The sequence below is a fragment of the Fodinibius sediminis genome (genome assembly GCF_900182555.1).
Lineage (GTDB): Bacteria > Bacteroidota > Rhodothermia > Balneolales > Balneolaceae > Fodinibius > Fodinibius sediminis.
Genome location: NZ_FXTH01000012.1, coordinates 105,162 through 128,021, shown reverse-complemented (window position 1 = coordinate 128,021; position 22,860 = coordinate 105,162). Strand labels below are relative to the sequence as shown.

Below are 22,860 nucleotides of genomic sequence, written 5' to 3'. Positions count from 1 at the left end.
TTTTAAGAGAGTGTAGATGAGCTTCGAGTAAACAAATTATTTTCGAGGAAAATAACAAAGTCGAAAATACAATTTTGTCCGCCTATTTGCGAATTAATACGTATAAAAGTTATAACGGTTATATAGCCGGTTTTAGTGTCGGAAAAGCCGCTTCCCGGTAAATACCATACTCAGACCAAGCTTGTCGGCTGCTTCAATAACCTGCTCATCACGGATGCTTCCGCCGGGCTGTATCACGGCCGTGGCACCGGCTGCTGCTGCGGCCTCCACACCATCGGGGAAGGGGAAAAAGGCATCTGAAGCTATTGCTGTTCCTTCAATGGAAAGCCCTTCTTCTTTTGCTTTGGCTATGGCAATCTGAGACGCCTCTACCCGGCTTGTCTGCCCGGTGCCGATACCGATTGTCTGCTGGTCCTTGGCATATACAATGGCATTGGACTTGACATGTTTTACGACTTTCCAGCTGAAAAGCATGTCAAGAATCTCTTTTTGAGTGGGCTGCCGTTCTGTTACCACTTTGAGGTCAGCCTCTGTTACAACGCGAAAGTCGGATTTTTGGCTGAGGGCGCCGCCAAAGATAGAACGGAACTGGTTTTCAGCCGTCTGACTGAGCTGTTTTTGTTGACGGATCAGTCGCCGGTTTTTCTTCTGTTTGAGCAGAGACAGGGCCTCTTCCTCATAGGAGGGTGCAATAATAATTTCCGTAAAAATTTCATCAATCGCCCGGGCGGTCGCCAGGTCAAGTTCGCGATTTACGACGACAATGCCGCCAAAGGGTGATTTTGTGTCGGTCTGGAAAGCTTTATCCCAGGCTTTGTGGAGCTGTTCATCGGAGGCAATGCCACAAGGGACCGTATGTTTAAAGATAGCACATGTTGGGGGGGCATCCTGGAAGTCGGCAATAAGCCGAAGTGCACTGTCGACATCCAAAAAGTTGTTATAGCTGAGCTGTTTCCCGTGAAAGCAGTCAATAAATTCATCCTGGTAACCGTAGACGGCTGCCTGTTGGTGAGGGTTTTCGCCGTACCGAAGGCTCTGCGATTTGGGGAGGGAGATATTCAATTGATCGGGCTGCTCATCCCCGTTGGCCGTAAGGTCATTGAAATAATTGGCAATATGGGCATCGTAGTTCGCGGTATGATTAAAGGCATCGGTGGCCCATTGGCGACGCTGGGCAAATGGGATGGCCGAATCTTTTTCCAGCGTTTCAATAAACCCGCTGTATTGCCGGGGGGAGGTGAGCACACAGACATGGGCAAAGTTTTTGGCAGCGGCCCGGATCATGGTGGGACCGCCAATGTCAATATTTTCAGTAGCCACGGCCGGTGTGCAATCTGGGTCGGATATGGTTTTCTTAAAAGGATACAGGTTGACAACCACCAGCTCTATGGGCTTGATGTCCAGCCGGTTCATTTCACGGACATCCGGATCGTGGCTGGTCCTGCCCAGCAGACCGCCGTGGATCAGGGGATGCAGCGTTTTAACCCTTCCATCCAGGCATTCTTCAAAGCCGGTTATTTCACTTACATCCGTAACCGGGATATCTGCCTCTCGAATTTTCCGACCGGTCCCGCCGGTGGAAATAATTTCCACCCCGGCCCGGTGAAGGGCCTGGGCCAGCGGCATGATATCCGTCTTGTCGGAAACGGAAAGGAGGGCGCGGTTGATGGAAAGTGAATGTTTGGGTAATTCGTCAAGGGGTTGTAGAGACACTGTGATGGTTTAGTTTTTGGAGTTGAGTTCGTTAGCAAGTTTAGCAATAACTTCGGGAAGCAGCTGGTGCTCCTCTTTTAAGATTCGTTCGGCAAGGGTTGGCGGGTCATCGGATGCATAAACCGGCACCCTGCGCTGTGCTAGGATGGGGCCGTCATCATATTCTTCAGTCACCAGATGAACGGAACAGCCTGATTCTTTTTCCCCGTTGGCGATGACGGCACGGTGCACCTTGAGCCCGTAGAATCCTTTGCCTCCGTATTTGGGAAGCAGCGAAGGATGGATGTTGATAATGCGGTTTTCAAACTCCTCAATAAGTTCAGGCGGTATTTTGATCATGTATCCGGCCAGCACAATGAGATCGGTTTGCCATTGCGCCAGCTGATCTAAAAGGGTGTTTACATAAGCTGTTCGTGTGGCAAAATCAGCCGGGTTGAGCGTAATGTGAGAGATCCCGTGCTTCCGGGCCCGCTCAATAGCCTTAATGTTGTTTTTATTGGTTATCAGACCCTGGATGCGTCCATTAATTTGCCCCTCCCTCGCAGCATCAATAATCGACTGAAAGTTGGTTCCGGACCCGGAGGCAAATACAACAATATTAATCAATGGATGATGACGGTATAAGTTCCTGTCAGTTTGATCGCAAAGATAAGTAAAAAAGATCAGATATTAAGGGCTATATGCGAAAAATCCATCTCCTCATCAGGCCTCGGGCTTTTGCCCGGAACGGAATACATAGTAATTGTTGATGCTCCAGCGGATCTGATTGATGGTTATTTTAGTGGTCGTCGCTATGGGGACAGCCAAAAGCATTCCCAGAATGCCGGCGATTTCAGCACCTATCATGATGATGAAGAGAATCGCAACCGGATGAATTTCCGCCGAGCGCGAGAATATGACCGGCTGCAGTACCAGGTTGTCGAGCAGCTGTACCAGGAAGATAGCAATGATACAGGGCAGGACGAGCGAAAAATTGCCTATCTCAATGATCGATACCGTGATGGAAAGAAGATAGCCGATGGCCGGGCCAAAATAGGGGATCGTATTGGCAAGGCCTACGGCAATGCCCACCGACAGTGCGTTGTTTAGACCCACAATTGACAGCAGAAGCCAGGACGTAAGGGCCACAATGAAACTCTGCAGCATCACACTTCGGAAGTAATGACCCAGCCGGGTCTCGATTTTGTCGATGAGACTGAGCGTTGTCTCAAAGTATTTGTTGGGAACAAGCTGCAGGATGTCGCGCCGAATTTTAGTCCCGTCTTTCAGGAAAAAAAAGGTGGCGAAGGGAATGACAAGAGCCGCCCAGAAGATGTTGGTAAACAGGCCGATAAGGTTACTCAGGGCTGTAGGCAGCTGCCCGACATCAAACAGATCCTGCAGCATGCGGGTAATGTTGGTACTCAGAAAATGCTCGGGCAGAAAGGTGAAGTTTCTGGTTAGTCGATCTTCTACCTGCTGGGTGATATCCTGAATCGTCTGTACATTCAGCTGGCCGGCCAGCTCTACCATCTGGTTCGCAATGACCGGAAAGATATTGGTTGATATCCACACCAGAAACAGGATGAGCGTGCTGAGAGTCAGTACGATAGCCCATATGCGATTGATGCCCGTGGTCTGTATGCGGTTTACCACGGGATCCAGAAGATAGGTGATGAGGATGGCGATGATGGCATATCCGACCAGCGTGCCGAAATAATACAGCAGGTAGAAAAACAGGGCCAGCCCGGCCAGGCCCAACGCCAGCTTTATAAACCGTTCGAGGGTGAAGCTGTTCATTTTTCGATAATCTTCATGAGCTTGTCAATACTGCGATAGATACTGGAGGAACGAAATCCTTTGCGTGCCAGGTAATCTACAACTTTTTTCTTCCGTTTGAGCAGATGCTCTTCGCGTAAAAAATGGCTTTTCCGTTTTGAGATTAAATGTATGAAAGTTTCCTCTAAATCTTCATCATTAAATACGGCATTGACGCTTTTGCGGGCAACGGACCGCTGTATTCCCTTTTTGTAGAGGTGGGCCTTTATCTTGGCTGGTCCCCAGCTGTTGAGACGGAACTTGTCAACCGCATATTTTTTTGCGAAGGCGGTATCGTCGATATAGCCCTGGGCTTCCAGCTCATCCAGGACCTCGTGGATGACCTCCCGGGGATATTCTTTTTTAAGGGCCTTGGTCTGCAGCTCCCTGCGTGCGTGATCGCGGCGGCCGAGTAGTTTGATAATGTACGCCTTCACTTCAAAGCGTCCCTCTTCACCTTGCATTTTTCTGTAAAGCGTGGGTGTGACTTCAATGCCCTTGCGTAAATTGAGGCTGATGAGCGTCTGTTCGCTGACGCCCATCAGAAACTCCTCGTTCACAAAGATGGAATACCGCTCTTTGTTTCGTTTTTGAACCGCAATGGAAGAAATGAGTCCCGGCAGGTTATGCTCTGCGTCATCACTCATCAGGAGTCATCCTTGTCTTCTTTTTTCTCCGTACCTTCCCCATCTTCGTCCTGTTCCTTGAGCTCGGGGTTCATCTCATTACGCACCATCTCCTCGATGCGATCGGTCAGTTCAGGATCCGATTCCAGAAACTCGATGGCATTGTCGGTGCCCTGTCCGATGGGTTCTCCATCGTAGCGATACCAGCTGCCACGCTTTTCAATGATATCAAATTCCACAGCGAGGTCCAGGATTTCGGCCATGCGGGAAATGCCGGTGCCGTACATGATATTAAATTCCACCACCTTGAAGGGAGGAGCTACCTTGTTTTTGACCACTTTTACCTTGGTACGATTTCCCACGACCTCATCCCCCTTTTTGAGGGATCCGATACGGCGGATGTCCATACGGACGGAGGAGTAGAATTTAAGGGCGCGTCCACCGGAGGTTGTCTCGGGATTTCCAAACATGACCCCGATTTTTTCCCGGATCTGGTTGATGAAGATAACCGAGGTTCTCGTCTTGTTGATAATCCCAGTAATCTTGCGCATGGCCTGCGACATCAGCCGGGCCTGCAGCCCCACATGGGAATCTCCCATCTCACCTTCCAGCTCGGCGCGGGGTACGAGGGCCGCCACGGAGTCGACTACGATGACATCGAGGGCTGCAGAGCGAATAAGGGTTTCGGTGATTTCAAGGGCCTGTTCGCCGCTGTCGGGTTGCGAAACCAAAAGCTCGTCCGTATTGATGCCCAGGTTCTTGGCATAGCGGGGATCAAAAGCATGTTCGGCATCCACGAAGGCCGCATATCCGCCCGCTTTCTGAGCCTCTGCGACCACATGCATGGCCAGCGTCGTCTTACCGCTTCCTTCCGGACCGTAGATCTCGGTGATTCGTCCGCGTGGGACGCCGCCCACACCCAGGGCCTGGTCGACCATGAGTGAGCCGGTAGAGATACTGGGAACATTCTGGGCCGCTTCATCCCCGAGCCGCATGATTGTTCCCTTGCCGTGTTGTTTTTCAATTTGGCCAATGGCCATTTCCAGTGCCTTGTCGCGATCTTTATTATCAGACATAAAATAGGTTCTGTGATTGGGTTTTATTTTTCACCGAATAATATATTAAATAAAAGTGACAACATAGTGTCACTCCGGTGTAAATACTACATGATTAAAAAACAGCTCATAAGACTGAGGCCGACATTGTTGCTGTCCCGGGTTTTGACAATAGCAGCAAGTATGCCGGCCATCCCGCCCGGCTTTTCCATAAATGGTTCCGGGACTGAGCGGACAGCCGCTACTAGTAAGAGAGAACTACAGCCTGATCCTTACAAAATAATTTTCATGGCGTCAGCTGCCGTACCGTCTCAGCCAACAGCTCAATGGCTTTTTTGATCTGCCGGCTCGTAGTGTAAGGGGCCGGTCCCAGCCTGAGAATGTCGCCGCGTGCATCTGTATGGACCGATTTTTCCCGGAGTTTTGCACAGATGGCCCGTGCAAAGGGGGAGCGCAAGGCCAAAAAACCCCCGGTTTCTTCGAGGGGGCGATGATGACGCAGGGCAATGAGATCCGGGTCCAGGTTCTGTTCGGTAAACTCTTTCCTGAGCATCCCGACCTGGTTGGTATACTGTTGTCGTAGGATGTCGGGCGTCAGATTCTGTTCTTCAAAAAATGCCACCACGTTGGCTGCCCGGAACTGGGAAGCGGGATCATAGGTTCCGGTTGCGAATCGTCGCTCCCCGCGGTCATAACGGACGGGGTCGTCTGTGGAGGCCGTCTGAAGTGTGCTGAAAGAGGCAAACCAGCCCGTTATGGCGGGACGCAGTGAACATTCCTCCGGAAAGCGGAGGAAACAATTGCCTTCTCCCCACTGCAGGTATTTATAGCCTCCGGTCAGCATATAGCAATCTTCGAGCTGCTCTTCCCGCAGGGAAAGCGGGACAACATTGGTGCCGTGATAATCATCAATCAGCAGCGGAACCCCGCGCCTGCGGGCCATGGCGGCAATGGTTGAAAGCTGCCGGTTGACCAGTCCGCTTTCGAAGAAGACACGGGAAAGCATGATGGCCGCGGTTTTTCCATCCATCAACTTTTTGATCTGGCTGCCCAGCTGCCCGGAATGTCCCTGCGCATAGCGAACATCAAGCCCCTCTTCCTGCAGGCGGCGAAGCTGGCGTCCCATGGAATGAAACTCACTGTCGGTAGTGATAATCCTGGGCTTGTTCTTCAGGTCGAAGCTGGAGAGCCAGGATACAAGCAGTTGATGCGTGTTTTGTCCAAGGCAGTATCGGCCGTTGGGATCATCATAGTACCGCCGCAGGTAGCTGCGCAGCACCTCCGTCTTTTCAAAAGCTTTTTCCCATTTGTCATCCACACGGTCAGCAGCCGAATAGTAGGCTTCCTGCAGGCCTTTGAGAGCGACATCCGGCCAGGCCTGGTGGGAATGACCGGTAAAAAGGAGCCGGTTGGCTACCTTGAAATGTGTGTAATGGGGTTGGAGCCGGTTTGCCAGCGGATCAATAGTGTTCATGGGGCTGATGTTGGTTGCTGTTGATATAGGGGGCTGGTGAAATCGTCAGATTTCGGACCTGATTTCCCACAGGTCGGGGAAGATACGCCGGTGCAGGGTTCTCCGCAGGTACGACACGCCGCTTGAACCTCCGGTTCCCCTCTTGTCTCCGATGGTGCGCTCCACCATTTTTACATGGCGATAGCGCCATTCCTGCATTCCTTCATCAAAATCCACAAGCAGTTCACAAAGAAGGGCTTTCTCGGGGTCATTCTTCATGATATCCAGTAAAATCTGCTGGTTGTGCGGAGAGGGATCGTACACCAGTCCATGATCATTTCTACGCTCGGGCATACGGATGTCGTAACCGTCTGCCTGAAGGTATTCACAGAAACACTCCCACAGCGTAGGTTCATTCATCCGCCCTTTTAATCGGCGCACATAATCCGGGTTATTCTCGTGTGCTTTGATCATCTTATCGGATCGTTGTCCGCACAGAATTTCAATTTCACGGAATTGTACCGATTGGAAACCGCTGGCCTCATCCAGAAATCCCCGGAAACTTTCGAACTCCAGAGGGGTCATTGTTTCAAGGATGTCAATTTGGGCAACCATGGTTTTGAGGATGGTCAGAATACGCTTCATCGTTTTGGAGGCACCCCAGGTTTGTCCTTCTTTCAGGATACTCCGGAACCGGCCAAATTCATGCAGAACCTGCTTAAACCAAAGCTCATAGGTCTGATGGATGACAATGAATAACATCTCGTCATGCTCCTCCGGCTCGGACTGCAGCTGCTGAAGAGCCAGCAACTCATCAATTTTGAGATAATTATTATACGTTAATTTCATCAGCTTTATTTATTTTCAATGGTTATTATATAGCAAATGATAGGTAGAATTTATGCCAGTCTCTATTTCCGGATGGAGTTTTGCAGGATATAAAAAAAATTGCTTAGATTTGGCAACAACAAATAAATGAAATATATCTATGAGTATTTTAATTGCCGACAGCGGTGCAACCAAGACAGAATGGTGTGTAAAGTCGGCGGACGAAAGTAAGATTTACAAAACAGAAGGACTTAACCCTTATTATCATACGGTTGAAAGCATCCAGCGTGTGGTTGAGCACGACCTGTCTTCCAAGATAGGGGATGTCGAGATCAGTGATATCTATTTCTACGGGGCCGGATGCGACAGCGAGGAAAAAAAGGACTTGGTGCGTACCGCTCTTGGAAATGCTTTCCCCAAAGTCAATATCCATCTTTACCATGATTTACTGGGGGCGGCCCGGGCCTGTTTTTTCGACGAACCGGGGATTGCCTGTATTCTGGGCACCGGCTCCAACTCCTGCCTGTATGACGGGGAAAAGGTGATCGAACATATTCCTTCGCTCGCTTTTATTCTGGGAGATGAGGGCAGTGCTGGATATTTTGGCAAGAAACTGATCAATAAGTACTACCGGTTTGAAGTGCCCGATGATCTCCGTGAAGATCTCGAGAAGAATTACAACATGGATCTCGATTATATCAACGAAGGATTGTACGATGGAGCCCAGAAGAGCAGGTTTATCGCCTCCTATGCCGCTTTCCTCGGCGAGCACGAGGACCATCCGTGGGTTCGCGAGATACTGTATGAAGGATTTGAAAATTTTATCACCCGGATTGTGTTGAAATATACCAATGCCAAAGACTATGATGTCCGCTTTATAGGATCCGTTGCCCATGCCCACCAGGATATGATCAATGAGATTTTGACCCAAAACGGGATGAATCCCGGCCGGTATATCAGCAAGCCGATGAAGCGTCTCATTGAATACCATTCGGTTGAAGTGCATTAAGTGCTGTGATTGACACCCATTGCCATCTCTATTCCGACCAGTTTGACGATGACCTGCAGGAGGTGCTGCATCGCGCTCACAATGCGGGCGTCACCCACATTTTTATGCCCGCCATTGACCTGGATTCACTGGACAGGATGGAACAGCTGCCCTCCTCAGAGATCTTACTCTACAAAATGGCTGGTATCCACCCCACATCCGTCAACGAAGGGATCCGGACTACCGAGGAGAAGCTCCTCGACTGGTGCCGCCGTGAGGATATTGTGGGAGTCGGTGAAACAGGGCTGGATTACTATTGGAGCGATGATCATAAAAAGGAACAGCAGCAAAGCCTGCGTGTGCACTGCCGGGTAGCCAGGGAGGTGGGGAAGCCTGTTATCCTGCACAACAGGAACAGCACCGCTGACCTGCTGGATATTATTGAAGAGCAGCAGGATGGAAGCCTATCGGGTATCTGGCACTGTTTTAACGGCTCTGTGGAGGAGGGAACCCGGGCCCTGGATCTGGGGCTTCACTTGGGAATAGGGGGGATCTTCACCTTTAAAAATGCAGGGGTTGATACAACGGTGGCGAAGCTTCCGCTGGACAGGATGGTGCTGGAGACAGACGCCCCGTACCTGGCGCCCGCGCCCAAACGGGGGCAGCGCAACGAACCCGCCTTTGTGAGGTTTACGGCCCGCCGTCTGGCTGAAGTAAAGAATCAGCCGCTTGAAGCAATTGTTGAAAGTACCACGCAGACAGCCCTTCAGCTGTTCAGCGTGTCAGAGTAAATGAAAGCCCATCTTTTTCAGAACGGGAAACCGTTCAAAATAGGTGGCGGGCAATTGGATATGACTGAATTCCTGCCGCAGTGGAAATTCAGCCCGCAGCCTGTTGAACAGTACGCTCCGGCGCGGATTTTGTTTTTGCAGGATCTGTTTCAATTCCGATTCGTACTCGCGAATGGGATGCAGGTGATCCATCACGGCCGGAAGACTCTTAAAAAGATCGGCCGGCTCGCTGATCTGAAGGGGCGCCGTATCCTGAGACTCATTCTGTGGAGGTAACCGGAAGTGCTGGATCAGTGCATCGGCTATAAACCTGGATGCATTCTGCTTGGCCTGTACCGAATATCCTGCAATATGGGGGGTCTTTAAAAAGGCACGGGCGGCCACATCAAGATTGATATCCGGTTCGTTTTCCCATACATCGAGGATAAAATGGCGGACAGTCCCCTCATCTTGCGCTTTGCACAGGGCCCCTTCATCCAGGATGCCCCCGCGCGCGCTGTTAATGACCAGCTCATACTGGTGGGTCGACAATTTCGCGGCATCCAGCCAGTGGTGGGTCGGGTGCGGTCCGCTGCGAGTCAGGGGCGTATGAAAGGTGAGGATGTCGGCTGCCAGCACCTCCTCGAGCGTGCTTGAACTGAAGCCGGGATCGCGCTGGGCACGCGGCGGATCGTAACAGCAGGTGGCGATATCCATTTTTTGCAGTAGCCGGTCTACCTGGCGTCCCACATGACCAACTCCGATTATGCCTGCACAGAGATCCTGCAGCTTATATTGTGCTCGGGCCTCCCAGATAAGCAGGCTGGTTGCTAGGTATTCCGCAACGGAGCGTGCATTGCATCCAGCGGCGTCAGCAAAGGTGATGCCGCTGGCCTTGAGGTAGGCCTGGTCGACATGATCGGTTCCCGACGATCCCGTCCCGATGAACGAAAGGCCGGCGGGGATATCGGGCAGTGTTTGGGGGGTGATGGGATTGACCGTGCGAACGAGGAGGGCTTGGGCGTGATCCAGCCCTTTGGGCAGGCCTTCCGCAGGGTCGTAGAGCACCAGATCCACCGAATCCGGCAGGTAGGAGGCAATGTTATAGAGATACTGGTCGGCGAATACGGTGATCATGGTTTTCATTATTAATTTTTGGGGAAAACTGCGTTATTGCACATTCCATTAGAATGTAACTCCTTTTAGCTATGGCTACAAAATTGTACAACCCGGTATCACTCATCAGAAGAAAGCGCGACGGGGAGGCCCTTGACCATGAAGAAATAACCTATATGATCCGGGAGTATTCGGCCGACCGGCTGCCGGACTATCAGATGAGTGCTTTTTTGATGGCAGCTTTTCTGAAAGGCATGGATGACAGCGAGGCCTCCGCCCTGACCAAAGCCATGCTGCACTCCGGGAGGGTGTTGGATTTGAGTGACCTTCCGGGCACCAAGGTGGATAAGCATTCCACGGGCGGCGTGGGCGACAAGCTTTCCCTGATACTGGCCCCTGTGGTTGCCAGCTATGGAATACCCGTGCCGATGATATCCGGGCGGGGGCTGGGGCATACGGGGGGCACCCTCGACAAGCTGGAGTCCATTCCCGGATTTACCGTGGATCTGTCCCTGGAACGCTATCGCTCAGTTTTGTCTGCCTGTCATGTGGTGATGGCCGGCCAGACTGAGGAGATCGCCCCGGCCGACAAGCGGATTTATGCCCTTCGGGATGTAACAGCTACAGTTGAATCCATCCCTCTGATTGCCGGGAGTATTATGAGTAAAAAGCTGGCTGAAGGGATTGATGCACTGGTGCTGGATGTAAAATTTGGCTCCGGAGCCTTCATGAAAAGCCGGGAGGAGGCTCAACGGCTGGCGGAAACCCTGGTGGGCATTGGCGAGGACTTTGGCAAGGAGACCGTGGCTTATCTTACAGACATGAACCAGCCACTGGGCTACAAGATCGGGAACTGGTTGGAGGTGGAAGAGGCAATGGAAGCGCTGCAGGGCAACGGTCCGGCCGATGTAATGGAGGTGACGCATACGCTGGCCGGAACCATGATCGCCCTCGGCGGCAGGGCAAACAGTATTGAAGAGGGAATGGCAATGAGTTGCGAAGCGGTGAACAACGGGCAGGCGTTTGAAAAATGGCTGGAGCTCAGCCGGGAACAGGGCGGGGATACCAGTGTGCTGAAGGATTTTTCAAAGTACCGGCAGGCCAAACACCGTCTTGCGTTTGAAGCCGAAGAATCCGGTTACCTGTCAGAAATGGATGCTTATCGCATTGGCATGGCCTCGCTGGAGCTGGGAGCCGGGCGCAAGACCAAGGAGGATGCTGTTGACCCGCGGGCGGGCATCAAGCTGCACCATAAAGTGGGTGCCCGCCTGCAGAAGGGTGATCTCCTGGCTACGGGATTTACCAGTGATCGGGGATTGCTCGAAGCAGCCCGTGATCACCTGGGCAAAGCATTCAAAATCAGTGAGGAACAACCCGGACAGGATCCCCTGGTAACGCATCGTATTGACCGGGAGGGGGTGCATGCCATCAAAGAATAGTTCGGTTAGCCGCCGGGTGTTGCGCCACCGCCCATCAGATAGATGCCAAGGGCTACCAGTACCAGGGCGAGAGCAACTTTCAGGCGTTTGACTTGGATACGTTGTGCGAAATACCAGCCGGCTACGGTCCCGATCAGAAGGGGAACGGTCAGAAAGGCCGCCAGCCCCCAGTCTACGGCTCCCTGCAGGGCATAGCCAAAGGTAGCCATCCCGGAGATGAAAATAGATTGCACCTGGGCCAGCGCTACCGACAGCAGCATCGGGGCCCCGAGGACGACCAGCAGGGGAACGGCAAGGACCGGACCGCCTACCCCCAGAAGCCCCCCTGGCAGCCCCACGGCCACACCGACGGCGCCCATCCATGCCAGTCCGCTTAAGCTGTTGATATCCAGTCGTTTGTCAGGAGCAAGTTTGTTATACTGCCGGTAGAGGATGATGAGCCCCGTAAGGAGGACAAAAAGGCCGAGTACGACGGCAAAAGCAGAAGCATCCAGTAATGTATTGATTTCGGCACCCGCATAGGCCCCGGCTATAGAGGCAAAACTAAGTGCCATGGCCGCTTTTAAAGCACTTTTGCCTCTTAGCTGCCCTGAACGGAGATACCCCAGGCTCCCCACGATGCCGGTGGCAATGAACGTAGCGCTTGCCGTACCTGCCACCGTTCCGGGATCGAGCGGGAGTAATACAAACAGTGCGATGGTAACAAAGATGCCGCCGGGACCTATGGTGGTGATGCAGGCTCCGCCGATGAGGGCGATGAACAGCAGCAACAGGGCAACCCCCAGGCTTAGCGACGAGCTTCCGAACAATAGTAGCAAAATGGGTACAATCATGGGTTAAGGGTTGGTTAGGTAAGAAGTCCTCCAAAAATTGCTTCCAGGACACCGCGTCCTGAATTGATGGCAATATATATTGAAAAGAGTACTAAAACGATATTGACAACATTCAGCTTCCAGGAATTGGTGTTAATGCCCATCAGCTTCCGATCATTGACGGCCCAGAAAAGCAGGGCTGCTGTGATGGGCAGGCCAAAAACGCCGTTGTAGGCCGGAAAGAGGGTTACCATTTCTACAACACTCAACCCGGTTATGTGGGCTACCAGGGGGGAGAACATTCCCAGAAGAATACTGCCGGCAAAGATCAGCTTGAATGTGCTGCTGCTTCCCTCTTTATGGTCGATATCGAGGGCTTCGAGGATCATGAATGGGATGGTCCACATGATGGGCACAATACTGTTGAAGGCGGCGGCGATGACCCCCAGCAAAAAGACAATCATAGCCCATTGTCCCAGTACGATTTCCAGTGCTTCTCCGGGAGCCATGAATGAAGAGAGCTCGGTATAGCCCGCCGGTCGAAGCACGGCCGCTGCAACGATAATTATGGCCAGGGTGATCAATCCGCCTACGCTGTAGCCCATTGCCAGGTCTGAGCGCATCATTTTCACATGTTTGGGTTTATTCCAGCCCTTCTGTTTTACCAGGATGGATTCCAGGAAAAAGTTCGGCCAGAGGGCGGTTGTTCCAAGTATGGCGGCCCCCAGGAGCATCGCCCCTGTGTTGGGCAGAGAAGGGATAAAACCGGTGATAACGCTGCTCACGGAGGGCTGGCTGGCCCCAGCGACCACGAGGTAGAGGATTAGCAGCAGAAACATCATGCCTGTCATCACCTTCTCCACGTGGTCATAGTTCATGATGCCTACCAGGATGGCGCATACACCGGTGACCACAGCGATGGGTTGCCAGGGAAGGCTACCGGCTGTCAGCAGTTCCACGCTCTTGCCTACTGCGGCCGTCAGGGCCAGGGTCCATGCAATACAGCCTATGGATAAAAAGAGGGCCAGTACGAGGGCTCCCTTTTTTCCCAGTTTTTCCCGGATGAACGTCATCAGGGTATCACCAAAAATTCCAAGGCGGGCGCTCATATCCTGGGCCATAAACCCCAGCAATACCGCCCCGATGACAGCCCAGATGAGTACATAGCCATATTCCACGCCCGCCTGGCTGGCGATGAAGATGGACCCGGAGCCAAAATAGCTGGCGACCATAATAAATGACAGACCATATCTATCAAAGAAGTTTGCTAACAATTCTTTCATGTACAGAGATAATGTATGTTGTGATTAGGTGCAGAATGATGCTGTAGTGACGTTGAACCCAAAATGCCAACAATGGGAAAAGCACAAGCGAAAGAAGACCACAGGTCGGGTAGTTGTGTCTGCCAAAGTCCTGTGATATCGTTTTAACGAGACTTTGGTTATTTCTTTAAACGCATACAGCCGGCCAAAGATAAGGATTTAGCAGAGGAGAGTAAATCATATAACGTAATGGATTTACTGCCGGTGACCGGCCCCTCATAGACCCACAGACGTTCGCTTTGGCAGTTTTGGAAGTCTGCCTGATGCCTTCGGTTTTTATGCAGACCGGAGGTAATTTAAAATTGGTATAACATTATCAAATGCTTTCCGTAAGATGGTAATAACAGATATTTGAACTATATTTATAGGAAAGACCGGTTCTGCAGCATCTGCTTGCTGATGTCGTACTGTTAATCAGGAGGTTGAAGAACCCTGAAACGAAAGTGGGAGATGGATGTTGAATCTTCAAAAAATAACCTAACTTATTGTTATGTTGGTTACAGCACTGCTGTAATTAGTCAATAGGGCAAGGGCAAAAGCTAACAAACCAAAAATACTATGTTTAAACGATTTATTCGGGCAATCAAGTCACTGTTCGGCGGATTTGTAAGTTCAATGGAGGATCCGAAACTTATCCTGGAGCAAAATATCAGGGATCTTAATGATCAGATTCCCCAGATGAATGAGAATATTGCTACAGTCAAAGCGAATATGATCATGCTTCAGAAAGAAGTAAAGAAATACGAAAAACGTATTGAAAGCCTTACGGCAAAAATAAAGTCGGCTATCAATGCCGACCGGGATGATATTGCCGAGGGGTATGCTTTGCAGCTGGAAAATGCCAAGGAAAATTTGCGGTCTTCAAAAGAGCAGCTGAAGTTTGCTGAACAGGCTTATGAAAAAGCATTGAAAGTTAAAAAAGCGTTTATCCGTGAGAAGGATCGCAAGATTGAGGAAGCCAAGGAAGCTTTGCGTGCCAACGAGCGGGCCGAATGGCAGGGACGGGTGGCCGATGCGCTGGAACAGTTTGAGGCCGGCGGGCTGGATCAGACCCATGATGAGATGGTTAGCCGCCTTAATGAGGAAACTGCTAAAAATGAAGCCCGCATGGAACTGGCCCTTGACAGTGTCGACACCGAAGCGATGGAGATTGAGGCCAACGCCGAAAAGCTGCGGGCCAGTGAGCTGGTCAAGCAGTTTAAAGCGGAGATGGGCAAGGCTGATGTCTCGGAGGGCGAGAAGAGCGTGGGGACGTCCGGCGACGGTGACATAGAAATTGAGGAGGAGTCGGCCGAGAAGGAGCAGGGTAAAACGATTGGAAGCAAGGAGCGGTCCAAATCCTGACCTGCCGGCCTGCAGCCCCTCCGGTTGATACAACGGCTGGGCAGGAAGGCGGGGGAGGACCATCCAGCCCCCCCCTGTTACATTGAGAACCTCCAATAACTAATAACCAATAACGGCTAATCCATCCATGAGCTCTGATAATCGCAGTGAACGGGAACGGTTGAAAGAAGAGTACAAGGCACATTACCGGAAAATGCGGGCTACAAAGGAGCGTTTGGAGCAGACCAGGAAGAAACAGAATATCGTTCAGGCCCTCAAAAATATGGATAAAAGTGAGCTGCTTGACTCATTTGACAATTTCCTCTACTCGGTAAAGCATAAACTGGCCTCGGTGGAAGCGCGGCTGGACATAGCGATGAATAACCTGGCTGATATGGAGGGTCAGGGAACATCAGAACAGCAGCTTGACGAGGAAATGAAACAGACCAAGGCCAGGGAGACACTCAGGCAGGTAAAAACGGAGATGGGGCTTCTTTACCAGGAAATTGAACAGCAGGCCGGTTCCATCCATGTAGAAAAGACAATAGGATCAGGAGAAGAGGAGAGCAGCCCGGATAAGCCGGCATCTCCAACTCGTTCTGAGCGAACTAAAGAGGAACGGTAAGTCATGAGCGACCAGGAAGCTATTAATTTTACGCGAGAAGCATTTCTCCACCCGGTTAACCTGGGGGTATTGTTGATTGCCACGATTTCGGCTTTTGTTGTCAATGACATGGGCATGATCCCCAACCTTATTCTGGGCATGGCTTTCAGCACCGAGCTGATCTATCTGGGCATTGTGCCCCGCCTGCCGCAGTTCCAGCAGATGGTGAAACTGAAAAAGATGCATGATCGTGATCCGGCGGATGAGGAGAAGGCCATTTTCCAGGAACTCGACCGCAGGAGCAAAAAACGATTTCTGACCCTGAAACGGCTGACAAAATTGATTAAGGAAAATTTTGATCGCCTGCCCTACAGCTCACAGGGACTGTTGGAAAATATTCGCAATAAAATTCAGGATCTGACTTCCAATTACTTGACGCTGCTGGACCTTCACAAGCGTTACCAGCTCTACATGAATACTTCGGTGGAAGAGAGCTTGAAGAATGAAGTCCAAAAAGAAGAGCAGGAAATGGAAAGCATGACGTCGGACCGTCTTAAGCAAACGACCCATCGGCGGGTGCGCATCCTAAAAAAGCGACTCAAAAAGTTTGAAATTGCCAAAGAGAAGTACCTGGTCTGCGAGACCCATCTTGAGACGATCGAAGATGCTATTCAGTATATCTACGAACAGTCGATGACTATGAGCGATCCGGATGAAATTGGTTTTCAGCTGGATAATCTGCTGGAGGAGGTGGAAGAAACCTCCCAGCTGCTCGATGATATGGATCGGGAGATTATGCCCTACCACTCCGATATTGATGATTTTGATCTGGATGCCGAATTTCTAAAAATGGAAGAAGAACAGGAAGCAAAGCAGGAATCAGATACCAATTCTTCAAACCGCCTAAAAGAATAATGATTTATGAGTCTATCGTTTGATACCCTCATCCTGGACAGGGATGATAATGGGATTGCTACCATAACCATTAACCGCCCTGCAAAGCTCAATGCTCTGAATGCCGAGGTGCTGGAAGAGCTGGAAGAGGCTGTGAAGGCTATTCGGAAAGATCAACAGATAATGGCAGCCATATTAACGGGGACAGGAGATAAAGCTTTTGTCGCCGGAGCTGACATCAGGGAACTCCGCGATTTGGATGGCTCTGCAGGACAGGCAACATCGCGCAAGGGACAGCAGGTCATGCAGCTTGTCGAGGACAGCCGCAAGCCGGTGGTGGCTGCGGTCAACGGTTATGCCCTGGGGGGCGGGGCTGAGCTTGCGATGGCCTGTCACCTCAGGGTAGCGGGCGACAATGCCGTTTTCGGTCTGCCCGAGGTCGGTCTGGGGCTTATCCCCGGCTACGGCGGGACCCAGCGATTGCCGCTGATCGTCGGACGAGCCCGGGCACTGGAGATGATACTTTCGGCCAAACAACTGAAGGCCGCAGAAGCCCTGGAAATGGGACTGGTGAATCGAATCGCGGAAGACAACCCGGTTGAGGCTGCACGGTCCCTGCTTATGACCATTCTTGAAAATGGTCCGCTTGCCATCCGGCATGCCATTGAAGCAGTTTACCAGTCCGGAACCGGGGAGGGCTATCAGGTGGAGGCCGACCTTTTTGGGAAACTGTGTGAAACCGAAGATTTTGCAGAGGGAACCTCCGCCTTCCTGGAAAAACGGCCAGCCGATTTTAAAGGAAAGTAGCAGGATGGTTCCGGCTGGAACTTTGTGCATCGTGTGGTGTTGCAAAAAACGGCTTGCTATACAGCTAATGCACGATATTCTTAAATAGATCTACAGGGCAAGAAGCTCTATGACAGAACTACTTCTTATTGTTTTAACAATTATTCTCAGCGGGTTCTTTTCCGGCTCTGAAATGGCATTTGTCAGCGCAAATCGGCTGAAGCTTGAAATTGAGTCGCGCAAGGATTCCTGGACCGGAAAGGCCGTCAACAGCTTTGTCCAGAGTCCGGAGACCTTCTTGACGACCACCCTTGTGGGTAACAATATTGTCAACGTGGTTTATGCGACCTTGATGACGATTTTTTTGGTTCCGCCCCTAACCAATATGTACCAGGGCTGGACGGGTACGCCCCCGTCGGAGGTTTTGCTGCTGGTCAGCCAAACGGTGATTGCTTCCGGTGTCATCATGCTTTTCGGAGAAATTCTGCCTAAAGCTTTTTTTCGCATCCACGCCGACTGGTGGATGAAAATTATCGTGGTTCCACAAAAAATAAGCTATTACCTCTTTAAGCCGTTTATCGTGATTGCCAATGCGGCTTCCAAAATGGTTATCAGGATCGTACAGCCCGATTCGGCTACTTCTGACCAAATATTCAGCCGCCAGGATGTGGAACTAATTTTCAAAGAACTACGCGACACCGGCGGAGAGGATCTTGACCGCGAGGACTCGGAAATCCTGCATAACGTTCTGGAGCTTTCCAACATGCGGGTCAAGGAATCCATGATTCCCCGGACTGATATTGTGGCTGTTGAAAAGAACACCAGCATAGAGGATACCCTTAAGCTGTTTATCTCTTCCGGTTTTTCCAAGCTGCTGGTCTACCAGGGATCCATTGATGACATTATAGGTGTTATTTTTGCTTATGATCTGTTTAATAACCCGGAGAAGCTCATTGATATCATGCGTCCCGTTAAATTGGTACCGGCCTCACACCGTTCGAAAGATCTGTTGTCGGAGTTCCGAAAGTCCAATCTCTCAGTGGCGGTTGTTATTGATGAATATGGCGGAACAGCCGGTATGGTGACCATTGAAGACCTGCTGGAGGAGGTCGTGGGCGACATACAGGACGAGTACGATACCGAAGATTATTTCATGAAGAAAATTTCGCCCAAAACCTATATTCTAAGCGGGGGTACTGAGGTGGAAGATCTGCTCGAAAAATTTCCCGAAATTGACCTCCCGGTGGAAGCTGACGAATATGAGACGGTTGCCGGATTTATCATTAATACTCTGGGACGCATTCCCAACGTTAATGAAGAACTGCTTATTGACGGAAAAAAAATTATCATCAGCAAGGCGACTTCAAGCAGGATCGAAACCATAAAGCTGGTAATAATGGACTAGCCGGGATCTGTTTGTGACCCTGATTCGGGGATCGGTACAGCCGGGGCGTAGCTGTAAAGGCCACAGAAATTTTACCTTGACCGGAAGTTGGGAGATGCCCAGCCTCTGCTAACTGCTAACTGCTAACTGCTAACTGCTAACTGCTAACTGCTGATGTTTGATCATTACCCACAGTGGGCCCGTGAATTTGCCCAGAAATATTTAAGCCGGACTATCAACCAGTTTATTCTGCACGGCAATGTCTACGACCTGGTTCCGCTCAAGAGAAAGAAGAAATCAGAGTTTGTACGTTTGAAGTCATTCCTGTCGGAGGAGTTCTTCGGCGCGCGCGACTTTGTGATCTTCTACGACCGGTCCTCCGGCATCTACTTCCGGGATGAACAGAGCCGCAAGGACTTCAACCAGGCACTGTCCGGCCGCGACTCCCTGCTGGGTACGGATTATGCCAACAAGCTTCCCAAAGATCCGGTGCGGGTTTTTTCACTGCTGGAACAGTATTTCAGGGTGCGCATCGACAGCAAGAAGAGCATTGCCCTGATTATCGATTATGCAGAGACTATTGTACCAATGAACGAAGCCGGATCAACCGGTTCGGAAGACCGCACATCGATGGTCTATTTATCGCGCTGGGCCCATGACCCGATGTTCCTGGCCGCTGATTTTACGACCGTACTGATCACGGAAAACCTGGCCGACCTGAATAAAACCCTGGTTCAGAATCCCTATACCGATGATATTCGCATGGATATTCCGGATCAGCAGCAGCGGGAAGCCTTTATCAGCCATGAGCTGCCGGGCGAGCAGTTTGCCGAGCTGTCGTCCGTACCGAAAAGGGTGGTTGCCCAGCAGACCGCCGGGCTCAACTTCGTCAATCTGCGCAGTATCTTATTCAATGCACGTGAAAATAAGGAGAAGATTACCCATCACAGGCTCTCTGAGGCCAAAAAAGAACTGATTGAGTCGGAAGCCTATGGTCTGCTGGAATTTATCGAAACTGAGTATTCTTTGGACAGTGTGGCCGGCCATGCCAAGGTAAAGGAACACCTCCGGTTTGCCGTGCAGGCCCTCAAGAACGGTCGCCAGGATGTCATGCCGATGGGCTACCTGGTATGCGGACCCGTGGGAACGGGAAAAACGTTTCTGGTGACCTGTTTTGCCAGCGAAATCGGCATCCCGATGGTGAAACTGAAAAACTTCCGAAGCCAGTGGCAGGGGGTGACCGAAGGCAACCTGGAGAAAATATTGGGCTTGCTGAAAGCGATGGCGCCGGTGGCTGTGATGATTGACGAGGCGGACGCTTACCTGGGCGATCGTGATGCGGGGGGCGACAGTGGCGTGTCCAGCCGGGTCTTTTCGCAAATTGCTACTTTTATGAGCGATACACGCCATCGGGGGCGCATTCTTTGGTTTCTGATGACGGCGCGTCCCGATCTAATGCCCGTGGACCTGAAACGACAGGGACGAGCAGAAGAACACCTGGCACTCTTTGCCCCCCATACAAGGGAAGAACGACTGGAACTTTTTGAGGTGATGAAAAAGAAAACGGGCCTGAAAATGACGGAAACGTACGTGCCGCCGGTTATCGAAGAGGGTTCAAAATCATTCTCCGGTGCCGATATGGAGGCGGCCCTGACCCGCGCCAAGTTTCGTGCGGCGGCTCAGGGGAAGGAAGAAGTAAGTCCGGATGTGCTGGATACTGCGCTCAGCGATTTCCTGCCGCCCACCTACCCGGAGGAGATCGAGCTGCAGACGCTCAGTGCGGTTATTGAATGCACCTCCAGGGAGCTTCTTCCCGAACGCTATCGCGAGATGGACCGGGAAGAAATTCTGAATAAAATTGAAGAACTAAAGCTGAGAGTCGGGTAGTAACCGTTTCTTTTTCTTTGAGAAAGCCCCTTTGGATGAAACCAGAGGGGCTTTTTTTATCAATAGTAAACAATTAACCTTTTGTTTCAACCAAACAGTTGAATTTTATGGTTAATATTGATAGCTTGTTTTTGAACCAACAAAAAAGAACGGCTTATGTCAGAAAATAAACAGGATACGGAAGAACAGATTTTTGAAGCGGCAAGCCGTGTATTCCAGCGCAAGGGATATGCGGGGGCGCGGATGCAAGAAATTGCAGACGAGGCGGATATCAACAAGTCGATGCTGCACTATTACTACCGCAGCAAGGACAAGCTTTTTCAGAAGGTCTACCAGCGGGAGGTAAGCCGATTTTTTCCGGTAATTTTTAAAGTGCTGGGATCGGAGCGCCCGCTCGACGAAAAATTGGAACATCTCATCGATACCTATTATGCCTTCCTGGACGAAAACCCGCGGATTGCCCAGTTTATCATCCACGAAATGAGTCAGCACCCCGAACGGTTTCGGAAATTCATTCGGGAGAAAGGCATTCAGCCGCCGGAACGTTTTTCCAGGCAGATCAGCGAGGAGATCGACCGGGGCAGGATGAAGAAGGTGGATCCCCGGCAGCTGCTCATCAGTATCGTTGGACTGATTCTGTTTCCGTTTGTTGCACGGACCATGGTTGAGCTGTTGTTCGATCTGGATGAAGAGCAGTTTTTGGACTTCCTGAACGAGCGGAAAGCCTTTTTGGTGGATTTTATTTTGAATGGAATAAATTATAAAGGCCATGAATAGCTTAGCAGTCCTTCTCATTGCTTTGTTTCCGGTGGCTGGCCCGGCGGAAACGGATTCGATCAGTCTGAATTATTGTTATCAGCGGGCCTATGAGGATTATCCAACGGCCCGGAACATTGAGCTCCAGGAAGAGATCACCCGTCTCAATGTTGCCATAGCACATACGGCCTATTTTCCGGATGTCAGTATAAACGGAAGAATGTCGTACCAGTCGGAAGTAGCTGAAATAGCGGTAGGCGGTGGGGGGGCTTCGGTCAGCAAGGATCAGTATGAGGCATCCCTGGATGTGACACAGACCATTTTTAACGGGGGAGTGACGGGGATCCGTAAAGATCTCCAGCGGGCCCGGGGCCGGCAGCAGGTTGAGGCTACAAAGATTGAGCTGCATCAGATTCGCTCGCAGATCGATCAGGTCTACTTTGGAATCCTGCTCTCGCAACAGCAGGCCAGGACCATTCGCCTGTTGATTCAGAATCTGGAGAAACAGCTTGCCATGGTACGCTCGCAGGTGGATAACGGCGTACTGCTGCCCAGCCAGCAGTATATCCTGAAGGCAGAACTGATCAAGGCGCGCCAGGACTCGGTTGAAAACCGATCCAATATCACCGCCGGTTATCGAGTGCTCAGTGATCTTATCGGGGAGGAAGTGCCTGAAGAAACGGGGCTTGTGCTGCCGGCCGTACCCGCTGATTACCGGTCGCTGCAGTCGCAGCGGGCAGAATATGCGCTTTTCAGCAGCCGGAAGGAAACGCTTGAGCAGCAGCTGAGACTGGCAAAAACCGCAAAGGTACCCGCTGTTTCCGCATTCGGGACCGCCGCCTACGGGCGTCCCGGCTATAATTTTTTGAATGATGATTTTCACTCCTACTATATTGCCGGGTTCAGGATCAGGTGGAATATACGGGATGTGCTTAATATGGGGCGAGAGCAGCAGGCGCTGCAGATCGAACAGCAGAAAATTGAACAGGAAGAGCAGGCCTTTACGCGGCAGGTGAATGCTTCCCTGGATCGGCTGGAGGAACGAATTTTCGCTATCAAGGAAAACATGAAGCGCGACCGGGAGATTATCAATCTCCGCAGCCGTGTAGTGGACGAAAGCGGCAGCCAGCTCAAGAATGGTGTCATAACGGCGACGGAATATGTCACGGAACTCAATGAGGCTAACCGGGCGCGGCTCTCTCTGTTTATCAACAAGGTGCGGCTTGCGCAGGCGCAGAATGATTATCTGACCACCCTCGGGATTCCCATCCAGGAATGAAATACAACAGATCAAGTTAAATTGGAAA

Annotated in this window: 21 protein-coding genes; 11 read left to right on the top strand and 10 right to left on the bottom strand. The window is 51.2% G+C overall.

The window, feature by feature from the left end; genetic code table 11:
* Nucleotides 1-132: 132 nt before the first annotated feature.
* The 7 genes from purH to FN808_RS13595 all read right to left on the bottom strand — a co-directional run bounded on the left by purH (nucleotide 133) and on the right by FN808_RS13595 (nucleotide 7,493).
* On the bottom strand, nucleotides 133-1,713 hold the full coding sequence (purH, locus tag FN808_RS13625) for a bifunctional phosphoribosylaminoimidazolecarboxamide formyltransferase/IMP cyclohydrolase (RefSeq protein WP_142715158.1): 1,581 nt from the start codon (nucleotides 1,711-1,713) through the stop codon (nucleotides 133-135).
* A gap of 9 nt (nucleotides 1,714-1,722) precedes the next feature.
* Nucleotides 1,723-2,319, bottom strand: coding sequence for a phosphoribosylglycinamide formyltransferase (purN, locus tag FN808_RS13620; RefSeq protein WP_142715157.1), 597 nt, complete (start codon nucleotides 2,317-2,319; stop codon nucleotides 1,723-1,725).
* Nucleotides 2,320-2,415: 96 nt separating this feature from the next.
* The gene (locus tag FN808_RS13615; protein ID WP_142715156.1) at nucleotides 2,416-3,492 is read right to left on the bottom strand and encodes an AI-2E family transporter; all 1,077 of its coding nucleotides are present in this window, start codon (nucleotides 3,490-3,492) and stop codon (nucleotides 2,416-2,418) included.
* Entirely contained in the window at nucleotides 3,489-4,157 is a 669-nt protein-coding gene (locus tag FN808_RS13610; RefSeq protein WP_142715155.1) for a regulatory protein RecX, read from the bottom strand. The genes FN808_RS13615 and FN808_RS13610 overlap by 4 nt, the downstream gene beginning before the upstream one ends.
* The gene (gene recA, locus FN808_RS13605; protein WP_142715154.1) at nucleotides 4,157-5,212 is read right to left on the bottom strand and encodes a recombinase RecA; all 1,056 of its coding nucleotides are present in this window, start codon (nucleotides 5,210-5,212) and stop codon (nucleotides 4,157-4,159) included. The genes FN808_RS13610 and recA overlap by 1 nt, the downstream gene beginning before the upstream one ends.
* A 265-nt stretch (nucleotides 5,213-5,477) precedes the next feature.
* Nucleotides 5,478-6,665, bottom strand: coding sequence for a kynureninase/PvdN C-terminal domain-containing protein (locus FN808_RS13600; RefSeq protein ID WP_142715153.1), 1,188 nt, complete (start codon nucleotides 6,663-6,665; stop codon nucleotides 5,478-5,480).
* 45 nt (nucleotides 6,666-6,710) lie between these two features.
* Entirely contained in the window at nucleotides 6,711-7,493 is a 783-nt protein-coding gene (locus FN808_RS13595) for a tryptophan 2,3-dioxygenase (RefSeq protein ID WP_142715152.1), read from the bottom strand.
* Between the two features lie 139 nt (nucleotides 7,494-7,632).
* On the opposite strand from FN808_RS13595, the gene FN808_RS13590 reads away from it, so the two are divergent.
* Together FN808_RS13590 and FN808_RS13585 are read left to right on the top strand one after the other, a co-directional pair.
* Nucleotides 7,633-8,481 (top strand): hypothetical protein, encoded by an 849-nt coding sequence (locus tag FN808_RS13590; RefSeq protein ID WP_142715151.1) that lies wholly within the window; start codon nucleotides 7,633-7,635, stop codon nucleotides 8,479-8,481.
* Nucleotides 8,482-8,486: 5 nt separating this feature from the next.
* Nucleotides 8,487-9,251 carry a TatD family hydrolase gene (locus FN808_RS13585; RefSeq protein WP_142715150.1) on the top strand — a complete coding sequence of 255 codons (765 nt, stop codon included), beginning with the start codon at nucleotides 8,487-8,489 and terminating at the stop codon, nucleotides 9,249-9,251.
* Here the strand turns inward: FN808_RS13585 and FN808_RS13580 are convergent.
* Nucleotides 9,243-10,367 carry a 4-phosphoerythronate dehydrogenase gene (locus FN808_RS13580; protein WP_185958409.1) on the bottom strand — a complete coding sequence of 375 codons (1,125 nt, stop codon included), beginning with the start codon at nucleotides 10,365-10,367 and terminating at the stop codon, nucleotides 9,243-9,245. The two genes, FN808_RS13585 and FN808_RS13580, sit on opposite strands and share 9 nt — an antisense overlap.
* Before the next feature lie 71 nt (nucleotides 10,368-10,438).
* Between FN808_RS13580 and FN808_RS13575 the strand changes: the two genes are divergently transcribed.
* The gene (locus tag FN808_RS13575; RefSeq protein WP_142715148.1) at nucleotides 10,439-11,785 is read left to right on the top strand and encodes a thymidine phosphorylase; all 1,347 of its coding nucleotides are present in this window, start codon (nucleotides 10,439-10,441) and stop codon (nucleotides 11,783-11,785) included.
* 5 nt (nucleotides 11,786-11,790) lie between these two features.
* Here the strand turns inward: FN808_RS13575 and FN808_RS13570 are convergent, their stop codons facing one another.
* Both FN808_RS13570 and FN808_RS13565 read right to left on the bottom strand, forming a co-directional pair.
* A complete protein-coding gene (locus tag FN808_RS13570; RefSeq protein WP_142715147.1) occupies nucleotides 11,791-12,618 on the bottom strand; it encodes a sulfite exporter TauE/SafE family protein in 828 nt (275 codons plus the stop codon).
* 14 nt (nucleotides 12,619-12,632) lie between these two features.
* Nucleotides 12,633-13,880 carry an Nramp family divalent metal transporter gene (locus FN808_RS13565; protein WP_142715146.1) on the bottom strand — a complete coding sequence of 416 codons (1,248 nt, stop codon included), beginning with the start codon at nucleotides 13,878-13,880 and terminating at the stop codon, nucleotides 12,633-12,635.
* A gap of 597 nt (nucleotides 13,881-14,477) precedes the next feature.
* Here FN808_RS13565 and FN808_RS13560 point away from each other — a divergent pair.
* The 8 genes from FN808_RS13560 (at nucleotide 14,478) to FN808_RS13525 (ending at nucleotide 22,832) form a co-directional block, all read left to right on the top strand.
* Nucleotides 14,478-15,263, top strand: a complete 786-nt coding sequence (locus FN808_RS13560; protein ID WP_142715145.1) for a PspA/IM30 family protein — start codon at nucleotides 14,478-14,480, stop codon at nucleotides 15,261-15,263.
* 127 nt (nucleotides 15,264-15,390) lie between these two features.
* Nucleotides 15,391-15,867 (top strand): hypothetical protein, encoded by a 477-nt coding sequence (locus FN808_RS13555; protein ID WP_142715144.1) that lies wholly within the window; start codon nucleotides 15,391-15,393, stop codon nucleotides 15,865-15,867.
* Nucleotides 15,868-15,870: 3 nt separating this feature from the next.
* On the top strand, nucleotides 15,871-16,761 hold the full coding sequence (locus FN808_RS13550) for a hypothetical protein (protein ID WP_142715143.1): 891 nt from the start codon (nucleotides 15,871-15,873) through the stop codon (nucleotides 16,759-16,761).
* Between the two features lie 6 nt (nucleotides 16,762-16,767).
* Nucleotides 16,768-17,547, top strand: coding sequence for an enoyl-CoA hydratase/isomerase family protein (locus FN808_RS13545; RefSeq protein ID WP_142715142.1), 780 nt, complete (start codon nucleotides 16,768-16,770; stop codon nucleotides 17,545-17,547).
* Nucleotides 17,548-17,656: 109 nt separating this feature from the next.
* Nucleotides 17,657-18,931, top strand: a complete 1,275-nt coding sequence (locus tag FN808_RS13540) for a hemolysin family protein (RefSeq protein ID WP_142715141.1) — start codon at nucleotides 17,657-17,659, stop codon at nucleotides 18,929-18,931.
* A gap of 153 nt (nucleotides 18,932-19,084) precedes the next feature.
* Nucleotides 19,085-20,797, top strand: a complete 1,713-nt coding sequence (locus tag FN808_RS13535; protein WP_142715140.1) for an ATP-binding protein — start codon at nucleotides 19,085-19,087, stop codon at nucleotides 20,795-20,797.
* A gap of 156 nt (nucleotides 20,798-20,953) precedes the next feature.
* On the top strand, nucleotides 20,954-21,574 hold the full coding sequence (locus tag FN808_RS13530) for a TetR/AcrR family transcriptional regulator (RefSeq protein ID WP_142715139.1): 621 nt from the start codon (nucleotides 20,954-20,956) through the stop codon (nucleotides 21,572-21,574).
* The gene (locus FN808_RS13525) at nucleotides 21,567-22,832 is read left to right on the top strand and encodes a TolC family protein (protein WP_142715138.1); all 1,266 of its coding nucleotides are present in this window, start codon (nucleotides 21,567-21,569) and stop codon (nucleotides 22,830-22,832) included. The genes FN808_RS13530 and FN808_RS13525 overlap by 8 nt, the downstream gene beginning before the upstream one ends.
* Nucleotides 22,833-22,860: the final 28 nt, after the last annotated feature.

Coding starts and splice junctions, on each gene's coding strand:
- FN808_RS13610 (WP_142715155.1), bottom strand. CDS start 4,157: ATGAGTGATGACGCAGAGCATAACCTGCCGGGACTCATTTCTTCCATT.
- FN808_RS13555 (WP_142715144.1), top strand. CDS start 15,391: ATGAGCTCTGATAATCGCAGTGAACGGGAACGGTTGAAAGAAGAGTAC.
- FN808_RS13540 (WP_142715141.1), top strand. CDS start 17,657: ATGACAGAACTACTTCTTATTGTTTTAACAATTATTCTCAGCGGGTTC.
- FN808_RS13600 (WP_142715153.1), bottom strand. CDS start 6,665: ATGAACACTATTGATCCGCTGGCAAACCGGCTCCAACCCCATTACACA.
- FN808_RS13595 (WP_142715152.1), bottom strand. CDS start 7,493: ATGAAATTAACGTATAATAATTATCTCAAAATTGATGAGTTGCTGGCT.
- FN808_RS13590 (WP_142715151.1), top strand. CDS start 7,633: ATGAGTATTTTAATTGCCGACAGCGGTGCAACCAAGACAGAATGGTGT.
- FN808_RS13535 (WP_142715140.1), top strand. CDS start 19,085: ATGTTTGATCATTACCCACAGTGGGCCCGTGAATTTGCCCAGAAATAT.
- FN808_RS13525 (WP_142715138.1), top strand. CDS start 21,567: ATGAATAGCTTAGCAGTCCTTCTCATTGCTTTGTTTCCGGTGGCTGGC.
- FN808_RS13570 (WP_142715147.1), bottom strand. CDS start 12,618: ATGATTGTACCCATTTTGCTACTATTGTTCGGAAGCTCGTCGCTAAGC.
- FN808_RS13575 (WP_142715148.1), top strand. CDS start 10,439: ATGGCTACAAAATTGTACAACCCGGTATCACTCATCAGAAGAAAGCGC.
- FN808_RS13560 (WP_142715145.1), top strand. CDS start 14,478: ATGTTTAAACGATTTATTCGGGCAATCAAGTCACTGTTCGGCGGATTT.
- FN808_RS13530 (WP_142715139.1), top strand. CDS start 20,954: ATGTCAGAAAATAAACAGGATACGGAAGAACAGATTTTTGAAGCGGCA.
- FN808_RS13580 (WP_185958409.1), bottom strand. CDS start 10,367: ATGATCACCGTATTCGCCGACCAGTATCTCTATAACATTGCCTCCTAC.
- recA (WP_142715154.1), bottom strand. CDS start 5,212: ATGTCTGATAATAAAGATCGCGACAAGGCACTGGAAATGGCCATTGGC.
- FN808_RS13615 (WP_142715156.1), bottom strand. CDS start 3,492: ATGAACAGCTTCACCCTCGAACGGTTTATAAAGCTGGCGTTGGGCCTG.
- FN808_RS13550 (WP_142715143.1), top strand. CDS start 15,871: ATGAGCGACCAGGAAGCTATTAATTTTACGCGAGAAGCATTTCTCCAC.
- FN808_RS13545 (WP_142715142.1), top strand. CDS start 16,768: ATGAGTCTATCGTTTGATACCCTCATCCTGGACAGGGATGATAATGGG.
- FN808_RS13565 (WP_142715146.1), bottom strand. CDS start 13,880: ATGAAAGAATTGTTAGCAAACTTCTTTGATAGATATGGTCTGTCATTT.